The organism is Candidatus Blochmanniella camponoti, assembly GCF_023585825.1.
In the GTDB taxonomy this organism is placed as follows: domain Bacteria; phylum Pseudomonadota; class Gammaproteobacteria; order Enterobacterales; family Enterobacteriaceae; genus Blochmanniella; species Blochmanniella camponoti.
The window spans coordinates 225,892-238,019 of sequence record NZ_CP097751.1; the positions used below are offsets into that span (position 1 = coordinate 225,892).

General features: G+C 31.2%; 12 protein-coding genes. 4 read left to right on the plus strand and 8 right to left on the minus strand.

Going from position 1 to position 12,128, the window contains the following annotated elements; all coding sequences use genetic code 11:
- The first annotated feature begins 246 nt into the window (after positions 1-246).
- Together tkt and dapE are read left to right on the plus strand one after the other, a co-directional pair.
- Positions 247-2,244 carry a transketolase gene (tkt, locus tag M9394_RS00945; protein WP_250247278.1) on the plus strand — a complete coding sequence of 666 codons (1,998 nt, stop codon included), beginning with the start codon at positions 247-249 and terminating at the stop codon, positions 2,242-2,244.
- Between the two features lie 178 nt (positions 2,245-2,422).
- Positions 2,423-3,577, plus strand: coding sequence for a succinyl-diaminopimelate desuccinylase (gene dapE / locus M9394_RS00950; protein WP_250247277.1), 1,155 nt, complete (start codon positions 2,423-2,425; stop codon positions 3,575-3,577).
- Positions 3,578-3,772: 195 nt separating this feature from the next.
- On the opposite strand, the gene M9394_RS00955 is transcribed toward dapE, so the two are convergent.
- Complete coding sequence (locus M9394_RS00955) at positions 3,773-4,057, minus strand: outer membrane protein assembly factor BamC (RefSeq protein WP_250250140.1); 285 nt, start codon at positions 4,055-4,057, stop codon at positions 3,773-3,775.
- 47 nt (positions 4,058-4,104) lie between these two features.
- The gene (gene dapA, locus M9394_RS00960) at positions 4,105-5,004 is read right to left on the minus strand and encodes a 4-hydroxy-tetrahydrodipicolinate synthase (protein ID WP_250250143.1); all 900 of its coding nucleotides are present in this window, start codon (positions 5,002-5,004) and stop codon (positions 4,105-4,107) included.
- 469 nt (positions 5,005-5,473) lie between these two features.
- Here dapA and bcp point away from each other — a divergent pair, with 469 nt between their 5' ends.
- Complete coding sequence (gene bcp, locus M9394_RS00965; RefSeq protein ID WP_250247273.1) at positions 5,474-5,947, plus strand: thioredoxin-dependent thiol peroxidase; 474 nt, start codon at positions 5,474-5,476, stop codon at positions 5,945-5,947.
- Positions 5,948-6,088: 141 nt separating this feature from the next.
- On the opposite strand, the gene upp is transcribed toward bcp, so the two are convergent.
- The gene (gene upp / locus M9394_RS00970) at positions 6,089-6,715 is read right to left on the minus strand and encodes a uracil phosphoribosyltransferase (protein ID WP_250250145.1); all 627 of its coding nucleotides are present in this window, start codon (positions 6,713-6,715) and stop codon (positions 6,089-6,091) included.
- Between the two features lie 708 nt (positions 6,716-7,423).
- Between upp and M9394_RS00975 the strand changes: the two genes are divergently transcribed.
- A complete protein-coding gene (locus M9394_RS00975) occupies positions 7,424-7,666 on the plus strand; it encodes a DUF2633 family protein (protein WP_250250147.1) in 243 nt (80 codons plus the stop codon).
- Between the two features lie 265 nt (positions 7,667-7,931).
- On the opposite strand, the gene ureG is transcribed toward M9394_RS00975, so the two are convergent.
- The 5 genes from ureG to M9394_RS01000 all read right to left on the minus strand — a co-directional run bounded on the left by ureG (position 7,932) and on the right by M9394_RS01000 (position 12,125).
- Complete coding sequence (ureG, locus tag M9394_RS00980) at positions 7,932-8,555, minus strand: urease accessory protein UreG (protein WP_250247270.1); 624 nt, start codon at positions 8,553-8,555, stop codon at positions 7,932-7,934.
- Between the two features lie 77 nt (positions 8,556-8,632).
- Complete coding sequence (locus M9394_RS00985; protein ID WP_250250149.1) at positions 8,633-9,319, minus strand: urease accessory protein UreF; 687 nt, start codon at positions 9,317-9,319, stop codon at positions 8,633-8,635.
- 462 nt (positions 9,320-9,781) lie between these two features.
- Positions 9,782-11,485: an urease subunit alpha gene (ureC, locus tag M9394_RS00990; protein ID WP_250250151.1), complete on the minus strand. Its 1,704-nt coding sequence runs from the start codon at positions 11,483-11,485 to the stop codon at positions 9,782-9,784.
- Between the two features lies 1 nt (position 11,486).
- Positions 11,487-11,795, minus strand: a complete 309-nt coding sequence (locus M9394_RS00995; RefSeq protein ID WP_250247264.1) for an urease subunit beta — start codon at positions 11,793-11,795, stop codon at positions 11,487-11,489.
- A gap of 27 nt (positions 11,796-11,822) precedes the next feature.
- On the minus strand, positions 11,823-12,125 hold the full coding sequence (locus tag M9394_RS01000; RefSeq protein ID WP_250247262.1) for an urease subunit gamma: 303 nt from the start codon (positions 12,123-12,125) through the stop codon (positions 11,823-11,825).
- Between the last annotated feature and the right edge of the window lie 3 nt (positions 12,126-12,128).

The following is a 12,128-nucleotide window of genomic DNA, read 5'->3' on the forward strand; positions in this document are numbered from 1 at the left end:
TTAACAAGTGCTAAGAAATTACTCAAGCAACACGGTCAATTAATCTTGCATACACAGCCAATCAAATTTTTGTATTTTCTTTTTTAAATAAAAAATTTAATAAATCTATTTCTGTGTATAAATCAAACTTTTAAAAAATCATAAAATAAGTATGGAAAAATTCACTAAACGTATTCGATAATTCTCTATAAGAGAGAAGAATTTATAACCGTTTAATTAAAACATTCAATATTAGGAAAACACTTTATGTTATCAGAAAAAATATTAGCTAATGCCATACGTATATTGAGCATAGATGCTATACAACAAGCTAATTCTGGGCATCCCGGCTGTCCCATGGGTATGGCGGATATTGCGGAAGTATTATGGAGGGATTACTTAAATCACAATCCAAACAATCCCAATTGGATTAATAGAGACCGATTTGTTTTATCTAATGGGCATGGATCAATGCTGCTATACAGCATACTACATTTAACCGGATACAAAATATCTATAGAAGATCTAAAAAATTTTAGACAATTAAATTCAACAACACCCGGGCATCCAGAATATGGGCATACTGATGGAATTGAGGTTACAACAGGTCCGTTAGGACAAGGTCTTGCTAACGCTGTGGGGTTTGCAATTGCTGAACGAACACTAGCAGCTCAATTTAATCGCGCACAGTTTAATATCATCAATCATTATACTTATGTATTTTTAGGAGATGGATGCATGATGGAAGGTATTTCTCATGAAGCTTGCGCGCTAGCTGGGACCATGAAATTAAATAAATTGATTATATTTTACGATAATAACGGTATTTCTATAGACGGGAATGTAAAAGAATGGTTCACAGACGATACTGCCATGCGTTTTGAATCTTATGGATGGCATGTAATACGTAATATAAATGGACATAATAGAAATTCTGTTAAAGCTGCAATTGATCAGGCTAAATCCATATTAGATAAGCCATCATTGTTAATATGTAATACTATTATTGCTTTCGGAGCTCCAAATAAAAGCGGAACACATAGCGCTCACGGCGCTCCATTAGGAGCAGAAGAAGTGGCTGCTACTCGAAAAGCGCTTAATTGGAATGAACCTCAATTCGTCATACCAAAATCAATATATAAATCATGGAATGCCACGATACTGGGACAAAAAAAAGAAGATAATTGGCAACAACTTTTTCGCAAATACCAGGTTAGCTATCCTAATTTAGCAAAAGAATTAATAAGACGAATACAACGAAAATTACCCAACGATTGGCATAAAAAAACACAAAAATTTATTGAAAATTTACAGATGCATTCTCAAAATATTGCTACACGTCAAGCTTCTCAAATTACAATTGAATTTTTTTCTAAAGAATTACCAGAGCTTTTTGGTGGATCAGCAGACTTAACACCCAGCAATTTGACAACTTGGTCTCAATCTTCTTCTATTATGAAAAATCCTGCCGGAAATTATATTCATTACGGTGTACGTGAATTCGGGATGACTGCTATTGCTAATGGGATTGCTAATTATGGAGCTTTTTTACCTTATACTGCTACATTTTTAACATTTGTTGAATACGCACGCAACGCGGTTCGCATGGCAGCATTAATGAATAGTCATCATATTATGATTTATACTCATGATTCTATTGGATTAGGAGAAGATGGCCCAACTCATCAACCTATAGAACAATTGTCAAGTTTACGTATGACCCCTAATTTAATAGTATGGCGTCCCTGTGATCAAGTGGAAACAGCAGTTGCCTGGAAATCAGCAATTGAACACTATGGACCAACCGCATTGATTTTATCTAGACAAAGTCTCATGCAACAAGAACGCACTTCAACACAAATTAATAACATTGCTCGCGGAGGATATATTCTGAAGGATTGTCAAAATATCCCTGAATTAATTATAATTGCTACTGGGTCAGAAATAATATTAGCAATACAGGCATATTACCGATTAACCGATGAAGGCTACAAAATACGAGTCATCTCGTTACCTTCTACTGATATATTTGATCAGCAAGATAAATCATATCGTGAATACGTATTACCAAAAACAGTAATTAATAGAATAGCTATCGAAGCTAGCAGTACTGACTATTGGTATAAGTATGTTGGAATATATGGTGAAATCATTGGTATGAACACATTCGGAAAATCAGCTCCATCACATCAATTATTTAAATTTTTTGACTTTACTGTGGACTACGTGATCAATAAATCATATAAATTACTCAAAAAATCCTAAAGCAACGGATCACCAAAAATGTTTAATTTTTATAAAAGGCATCTATATACAACTATACCAATAAATATCGGTATAGTTGTATACCTGAATTTTGTATTGATTATATATATGATTTATTCGTGTGAATTATTAAATTCAAGATAATTTTATCAAAACTATTACTACGGGAAAATATAAAATGGATTATTCAGCACTAATCACGTTAGCTCAAAAATTAATTCAGCAACCTTCGGTTAGCCCAAACCATCATAGTTGTCATGAAATAATTGCAAATTATTTAAAAAAACTAAATTTTAATGTAGAGTTAATGCGCTTTGATAACACTCTTAATCTTTTGGCATTTCATGGTTGTAAAAAACAACAAAAATGCACAACATTATTGTTTATTGGGCATACTGATGTGGTCGATCCTGGAGATCTTCAATGCTGGGATTACCCCCCGTTCTCAGGATTAGTCCATAATAATATATTATATGGACGAGGCGCAATTGATATGAAAGGGGCATTAGCAGCTATGTTAGTAGCCGCTGCCAATTTTATCGACCAACATCCCAATTATCGAGGACGGATTGCGTTTCTTATCACTTCTGACGAAGAAGGCAGTGGCATCAACGGAACCACAAAAGTTGTAGAATCTCTAATTGCTCGCAATGAATATATAAACTATTGCATAGTCGGAGAGCCATCTAGTCAAGATCAACTAGGTGATGTTATAAAAAATGGTAGACGTGGATCACTTATTGGACAACTGACAATACATGGATCTCAAGGACATGTAGCGTATCCTCAATTCTCTAAAAATCCAATACATTTAATCATTCCAGCGCTGTCAGAGTTACTAAACACTACATGGGATCAAGAAAGAAGTATATTATTTCCCCCTACTGCTATACAAATTACTAATATTTATTCTAATAATAACAACAACAATGTTACACCCCATACAGTTATATTAAATTTTAATGTACGCTTTAATGATAAATGTTCTATTGACAATATTAAAAGATACATAAATGAAATATTCACATGTCATAATTTACCTTATAATATCGATTGGAAACTTTCTGCAGAGCCTTATTTTAGTAACCCTGGACCATTAACTAATGTTGTAGTCAATGCAATTAAATATTACCAAAAATTTGAACCTCGATTAGAAACTACAGGAGGTACTTCTGATGGACGTTTTATAGCTAAAATGGGGACAGAAGTCATAGAATTAGGCGCGCGTAACCATATGATCCATAAAGTTAACGAATACATTGATCTCATTGATTTAAAATTACTTAGCTCTATATATAAAAAAATTATAGAAGATTTAATACTAATACAATAAATACATAATGTATTATTAGAATAGTTCTGAGACTAAGATACATTTTTATTAATCACATACGTGTATTATATATGGGAATATATATGAGGGAGTAATTTAACACTGAATAATAAACGTGTAGTTATTATTTTTTCATACATATATTAAAAATAATTTCAACAAAAAGGTATTACTTGCTTGCTTATTATATTAAAATTAATCTTCAATGTTAATTAAACATGATTCATGTGACATATCTGTAGAAAAAATTAACGGAGGACATATATTTAGTTGTTTACCTACTTTTTGAGCAATAGTATTATCTTCTCTGATAACATCAGGAACAACATAATCATCATATGATGTAGGTAATGCGCCATCTAAATCTTCTGGTATATTTAATTCTGCCAAAGATACAGAATCTAAATATGATAAATCACCATTAAGCTTACAGCGATCTTCCTTGTATATTCCAAAAGAACAAGCTGATAGTAATATCATGCATAAAATCTCTAAAAAAGTTAACATTATAACCCTTATATAAATAATTATTTATAATTAGACTGATCATAAAATAACCCTGAATCTATTAAAGCTTTCTTTAGCACATCCCGATGTATCTCAGATAAAACAGTCATAGGTAAACGCAAAACATAATGCGATATTAATCCTAATTCTTTGCAAGCCCATTTCACTGGTATAGGATTAGAATCAATAAATAGCGCTTGGTGCACAGGCATTAAGCGCTGGTTAATGTGTTGTGCATTTGAAAAATCGTTTTCATTTGCTAACTTACACAACTCAGCCATTTCTTTTGCAGCAATATTTGCTGTAACGGAAATTACCCCAACTCCCCCAAGTTTCATAAAATCTAATGCACTTAAATCATCTCCGCTCAACAAAATGAAATCTTCATGAACCAACTGTTTTAATTGATTTACTCGATGTAAGTTTCCTGTCGCCTCTTTAATACCAACTATATTTTTTATCTTTGATAAACGAGAAACAGTAATCGGTAACATATCGCAACCAGTACGTACTGGAACGTTATACAATATCTGAGGTAATTCTGTGCTTTCTGAAATAGCCTTAAAATGTTGAAATAATCCTTCTTGATTAGGACGATTATAATAAGGAGTTACGCTTAAACAAGCTGCTATGTTGCTATCATTAAATTTATTAGTTAATGCAACCGCCTCTGCCGTTGAATTAGCGCCAGTACCCGCTATAACAGGCAATCTACCATCACTAAACTCTAAGGTTCGCATAACCACATCAACATGCTCTTCATGTGTAAGTCCAGACATCTCTCCAGTTGTGCCAACGGAAACAATAGCTGACGTACCACTAACTACATGATGATCAACAAGTTTTTTTAAACTTATTTGATCTACAGCACCCTTGAGATCCATTGGGGTAATTAAAGCTACTATACTTCCCGTAAACATGAACTATTGTCTCCAATAAACAGAATCGTGAAAATATTGTTATTCAATAAAAACATCCAAATAAAATGGCAAAAAAATATCAAATAAAAATATTAACCGTTCTTCATATATAACAAACAATACCGTTATTTTTAATAATATTAAAATATATATTTATTAATAAACATGCTTATCTTTTACTACCGTTTAATATTTTAAATTAATTAAAAATTATTTTCATTATATTTTTAATTATTAAGTAAATTATTCTTCGTTAACAATATGTTGAAATATTATGATTTAAAATTTTTTAAAAATAATTTGAATCGCTTTCTTATATTAAAGCCTAATTTTTTCATGACCATACATAAACATAAAATTTTTTATTCAATAACTTATGTATATTCTATACAGAGACTAAAAATAATATTAAAATTAATCGTGAGTTATTTGATATGTATATAACTATTAATTATTGGTGGAACATACAATGGCATTATTACAGCCTGGGGACACAGCGCCTCAATTTAATTTACCTGATCAAAATGGTGTTTTAATTAGCATTGATTCTTATATAGGAAGAAAAAAAATTCTTATTTATTTCTATCCTAAAGCCATGACACCAGGATGCACCATACAGGCATGTAAATTAAGAGACAATATGGATACATTCAGAAAATTAGGTATAGAGGTAATTGGAATTAGTAACGACAAATCAGAAAAACTTTTAAAATTCTCTGAAAAAGAAATGCTAAACTTTACTTTACTTTACGATGAAAACTGCCAAATTTCCAAAAAATTTGGAGTATGGGGAGAAAAAAAGTTTATGGGAAAAACATATAACGGCATACATCGTGTTAGTTTCATCATCGACCAAACTGGTACTATCGAACAAGTATTTAAATATTTTAAACCTATTGATCATGATCAAATCGTATTACGTTATCTAAATGATGAACGTTAATCACATAAATAACAGCTGTACATGTGCATGCATTTTTATATTATTATCATTATTAATTATTAATGAAAAATCCATAATATAAGATCGTATAACGAATACATTTAAAACAATTAAAAATTCTTAATTATAAGAGATCGTATATTATTTAGTTCCAAATGTTTTATCGCCAGCATCCCCAAATCCTGGTATAATGTAACCGTTTTTATTAATTTTTTGATCTATAGAAGCTAAGTATAATTCAATATCTGGATGTTTTTCTTCCAAGGCTTCAATTCCTTCTGGGGCTGCTACTATTGATAAAACCTTTATATTATTACATCCAAATTTCTTTAATAAATCAATAGTAGCAATTATTGATCCGCCAGTAGCTAACATAGGATCTAACACCATAGCCATACGTTCATTAATGTTGGAAACTAATTTATGAAAATATGGAATCGGCTCAAAAGTAATTTTATTACGATAAATCCCTATTATACTAATACGTGCACTTGGAAGATGCTCTAATACACCGTTCATCATGCCTAATCCAGCGCGTAAGATTGGTACCACTGTTATTTTTTTTCCCTTAATACGCGCAATTTTCACCAATCCACACCACCCTTTAATAGTTACTATTTCCATTTCTAAGTCATCGGTAGCTACATAAGTTAATAAACTGCCTAATTCTGAAGACAATTCTCTAAAACGTTTAGTGCTGATATCACAAATACGCATTAATCCTAATTTATGACGTACTAATGGATGTTTAATCTCAATTATTTTCATATCAATTTTGTTCTCCATGAAAGCAAATACTCAAACCTGAGCAATTATACTTTCAAATATCAATTTAAATAATATCCCATATTTAGATAATAAATATGTGATATTATTTAAATTGATATTTGAAGAATTTTATTGATAAAATAAAAACTCACTTGTAATATATTAAATCATTTACTCTCCCATATACAATGCAAACCAAATGTAAATAATGGAATTATATAACAGAATCTATCTATATTATGACTTTAATTTAATAGATATCATCTTAAGTTACAAACTATTACAAATAGTATCATTATATTGTGTTTAAAAATAAAATAAACATTCAAATACAGTATGTAATGATGGCGATGTACTTATCTTCAAACAAACTAATATAAAAACATCTACATCAAAAATTAGAAGTATTTTTATTAATATTTCATGTTATAATTAACAATAATTAAAACTTCTATATATTCACCTAAACATCGTTCACGTCAAAATAAATACGATAAACAACCAAACAAATTATTTAATAATTAATTTTTTTTAAATTCATAAAAAATTAATCCCCTCAAAAATAAAAATAAATAACTTTTATTAATTTTAATCTAATATTTTAAACAAAAAAACACATTTTACAATGAAATACATTTCATAACGATGCATACTTTAATAAATAATAATTTTAGGATTAAATAAAAACATATATTTCATAGAATATTTGTGATTTCTAGCAAGAAATGTTACAATAAAGATTGTTTTAATAATTTTCTCATTGTTTTTATGAAAAGAAAAAAGAAAAAAATACGAATTGCCAAATGGATATTATTAATCAGTTTTACAATATTATTTGCTAGATTAATCTACGCTTCTGTAAACGCCTGGAATTACCACAAAAACCGTAATAACAATGCTGTTATTCCTACTACTATATATTTAAATAATAATCGTATTGTACTACGCTAGACATAGTTTTTCAATCATTTTATATACATACAGAAATGCACGTGTCCATAAGTTAATATTTAATTAAATAATTTTTATTTTATATTTCCCGTTCTGATATCAAGCGACAGTTAAAATGAAAAAACACAAATATAAGTAGATGTGAAATATTTACATCAAATACATAATTAACATATATATCTATATATGTTTTTAAGAATTCATATGTTTATCTTTCATAAAAAAATCGTTATTACGAAAAAAATTTCAAATGAACTATATTATTCTACTGAAAAGATAACCGTTGTGTCAAGATAAAATCAACAACGGATTGTACACCATGACCTGTTTTTAAATTAGTAAAAGACCATGGTAAACCTTTACGCATAAGATCTGTATCACGATCCATTATTTCCAACGATGCTCCCACATATTTAGCTAAATCAATTTTGTTAATTATTAAAAAATCAGAACGTGTAATACCTGGTCCACCTTTTCGAGGTATTTTATCACCTGCAGCTACATCAATAACATATAAATTTAAATCTGACAATTCTGGACTAAAAGTAGCACTCAAATTATCTCCACCACTTTCAATAAAAATAATATCCAAATTATTAAATTTTGATATTAATTCTTCTACAGCTAATAAATTCATAGAAGCATCTTCACGAATAGCAGTATGTGGACATCCTCCAGTTTCTACTCCAACAATACGGTCAGCCGACAAAGCATTTGCATCTATCAAAATACGTTGATCTTCTTTGGTATAAATATCATTAGTCACCACCGCTAATTGATAGCTATCCTTCATTCTTTTACATAACACTTCAAGTAATGCGGTTTTACCTGATCCTACAGGACCGCCTACACCTATACGAAATGGTTGTTTATATTGATTTAATAACAAAATATATTTCCCCTCAATTAAAAATTGACTATCCACATATATACGATTGTATATTTTATTAAAAAATAAAATACTTTTTAGGAACGAAATAATCGTGAATATTGTGTCTCATGACAGGAAGATGCTATAGATTGCAATGGAAAGCCATTGCCCAATTCATGATCTGTTATCATATCAGATTTCTTCCAATCATTTGGAAGGCGCTCCATCAAAGATCTTAATAATCTCTGAGCAGTTCTTTGTCCAAAAGGCACCAATTTCAGTCCCGCCATTGTAGCAGATTCCAACATATTATAGGCATACCCTAACGCTAAATTTTCTAAAGAAATACTCCACGTATACCCCAACCATGCTATAGATGCTAAGCCACTATGTTTTAAAGCCGATAACCAAGTCTCACCATCCGTAAATGGATACCATTGCAATATTATTCTTGACAACGCTTTTCCGCGTTGTTGTTCTTCTAATCTAAGCTCATGAGTATCACGATAGGACAATATCTTTAATGCACATTGAAAAAAACTCATTTCATCTCCAATTTGAGTATAATAGTAGCAACGCTTAAGCATCGGCCATTCTAAATAAATTAATGGCCCATCAATCCATTGTTGTTGCCAAGAATAAAAAGTTTCTACAGAATTAACCCAATTACATTCTACCGCCCACTCTAAACCTCGTGAATAAGCAAAGCCTCCCACAGGAAAGCTAGAACTAACCAATTGCATCAAAGACAAGACTGAATTAATACCGTGATCAGAACGCATAATGACAATAATATAAATAATATTTATAAATTACCAATATAAATATCATTGTAGTCTCGAATTATTACAGAAACAACAATTACAATAAACTCTGTTTCTTCATTCAAAATAGTATTTATTTTATTAAATCAGCAATTTCGTTAAAATATACCTAATAAATACCATGACATATTATATTGTGAATCTTATTAATAAAAATATGCAAGTATAAATATAACATCAAACGTCTACCTATATCATAAACATCCATCCTTGTATATATTTAGATTTCCAGTTACCGCCACACAATATCATTACAGATCACTAAACATTATAAATCACATATACAATTTTCATTGCCACCCAATATTATAACACTAATAATTTCTGTTATTATCCCAATACCAAAAAACAATTATTCGAAGCATTTAATAAAAAACAATATCCATATCATATATATATCATATGTGAATATATTGCATATTAAAACAGAAAATAACGTTGTGACATTGGTAATACAGATGCAGGCTCACAAGTTAATAATTCTCCATTAGCACGTACCTGGTAAGTCTGAGAGTCTACTTCAATAATTGGTTGCCAAGAATTATGAATCATATGCTTCTTTTGAATATCTCTGCAATGACGAACTTCGCCAATCAAACTAATCAACTTTAAATAATCTATTAACTCTGAATTATAAGCAACTTGAGATACAAAAGTCATACGTGTAGCATGTTTTGCTTTACCAAGTGCTCCAAACATTAATCGATAATGTACTGGTTGAGGAGTAGGTATAGAAGCATTAGGATCTCCCATAGCAGAAGAGATAATCATACCGCCTTTAATTATTAATTCTGGTTTAACTCCAAAAAAAACAGGAGACCATAATACTAAATCTGCCAATTTTCCTATTTCAACAGAACCAACTTCATGAGAAATTCCATGAGTTATCGCCGGGTTAATTGTATATTTAGCAATATACCGTTTTATGCGAACATTATCATCATATCTAGTAGCATCACCTAATAATGAACCTCTCTGTAGTTTCATCTTATGCGCTGTCTGCCAAGTACGTAAAATCACCTCCCCAACTCGTCCCATAGCTTGAGAATCAGAAGAAATCATAGATAAAGCTCCAAGATCATGTAGCACATCCTCAGCTGCAATTGTCTCCCTCCGAATTCTAGACTCTGAAAATGCCATATCTTCAGGAAGATTAGGATTAAGATTATGACAAACCATCATCATATCTAAATGCTCATCTATTGTATTAACAGTATAAGGCATAGTAGGATTGGTAGATGATGGTAACACATTAGCAAATCCACACATGCGTATAATATCTGGAGAATGTCCTCCACCTGCGCCCTCAGTATGATAAGCATGCACCGTTCTACCTTTAATAGCAGATAAGGTATCTTCAACAAATCCTGATTCATTTAAAGTATCAGTATGAATAGAAACCTGAATATCAAAACGATCAGCCACATTTAAACAACAATCGATAGCAGCAGGAGTTGCGCCCCAGTCTTCATGCACTTTTAAACCAATCGCCCCTGCGATTATTTGTTCTTCTAAAGCATCAGGGAAAGAAGCACTACCTTTACCGGTAACTCCAATATTAATAGGCAAGGTATCTGCTACTTGTAGCATACGAGATATAAACCAAGGACCTGGAGTACAGGTAGTTGCATTACTGCCTGTTGCCGGACCAGTACCACCTCCAATAAATGTAGTAATTCCAGAACACAGTGCTTCTTCTACTTGCTGAGGACAAATAAAATGAACATGAGCGTCAATTCCGCCAGCTGTAACAATTTTACCTTCCGCTGATATTATCTCTGTTCCAGGACCAATAAATATTGTTACATCTGGCTGTACATCCGGATTTCCTGCTTTTCCAATACCTGATATACGACCATTATTGATACCAATATCTGCTTTTATTATTCCCCAGTAATCAATAATTATTGCATTAGTCAATACTAAATCAACACAATTTTTGCTACTCATTTGTCCTTGACCCATTCCATCTCGTATAACTTTGCCTCCCCCAAATTTTACTTCTTCCCCATACACAGTAAAATCTCTTTCTATTCTTATCCACAATTCAGTATCTGCTAATCGTACAGAATCACCAATAGTTGGTCCAAATAGAGAGGCATAATCATGTTTAGATAGTAACATACTAATTTAACTTTCCCATAATGGCTTTACAAAACCCATAAATTTTACATGCACCTGCATATCTTACAAGTTCTACGGTCCTAAACTGTCCTGGTTCAAAACGTATTGCTGTTCCTGATGGAATATTTAAACGAAACCCACGAGCAATAACTCGATTAAATTTTAAAGCACTATTAACCTCATAAAAATGAAAATGAGAACCAATCTGTATGGGCCTATCTCCAGTATTTATAACGGTTACTAACACTTGTTGTCTTCCAACATTCAATTCTATATTTCCGTGAGAAATATAGAATTCACCCGGTATCATAATATTGTTAGTATCTTCATTAATTCATTAAATTATTGGATCATGTACTGTTACTAATTTAGTTCCATCACTAAAAGTAGCTTCTACTTGTACATTAGTAATCATTTCAGGTACTCCTATCATAACATCATCTCTGGTCAATACGTTTTTACCTATATCCATCAATTCCGCAACACTTTTTCCTTCACGAGCACCCTCCAAAATTACAGCGCTAATTAATGCTATCGCTTCTGGATAATTTAATTTTAACCCGCGATTTCGACGCTTTTCTGCTAACAATGCTGCCGTAAATAACAATAATTTATCTTTTTCACGAGGTAATAACTTCATAAA

What these genes read in the sequence shown, in the direction of transcription:
- tkt (WP_250247278.1), top strand. Translation starts at nt 247, where the DNA reads ATGTTATCAGAAAAAATATTAGCTAATGCCATACGTATATTGAGCATA.
- dapE (WP_250247277.1), top strand. Translation starts at nt 2,423, where the DNA reads ATGGATTATTCAGCACTAATCACGTTAGCTCAAAAATTAATTCAGCAA.
- M9394_RS00955 (WP_250250140.1), bottom strand. Translation starts at nt 4,057, where the DNA reads ATGATATTACTATCAGCTTGTTCTTTTGGAATATACAAGGAAGATCGC.
- dapA (WP_250250143.1), bottom strand. Translation starts at nt 5,004, where the DNA reads ATGTTTACGGGAAGTATAGTAGCTTTAATTACCCCAATGGATCTCAAG.
- bcp (WP_250247273.1), top strand. Translation starts at nt 5,474, where the DNA reads ATGGCATTATTACAGCCTGGGGACACAGCGCCTCAATTTAATTTACCT.
- upp (WP_250250145.1), bottom strand. Translation starts at nt 6,715, where the DNA reads ATGAAAATAATTGAGATTAAACATCCATTAGTACGTCATAAATTAGGA.
- M9394_RS00985 (WP_250250149.1), bottom strand. Translation starts at nt 9,319, where the DNA reads ATGCGTTCTGATCACGGTATTAATTCAGTCTTGTCTTTGATGCAATTG.
- ureC (WP_250250151.1), bottom strand. Translation starts at nt 11,485, where the DNA reads ATGTTACTATCTAAACATGATTATGCCTCTCTATTTGGACCAACTATT.
- M9394_RS00995 (WP_250247264.1), bottom strand. Translation starts at nt 11,795, where the DNA reads ATGATACCGGGTGAATTCTATATTTCTCACGGAAATATAGAATTGAAT.
- M9394_RS01000 (WP_250247262.1), bottom strand. Translation starts at nt 12,125, where the DNA reads ATGAAGTTATTACCTCGTGAAAAAGATAAATTATTGTTATTTACGGCA.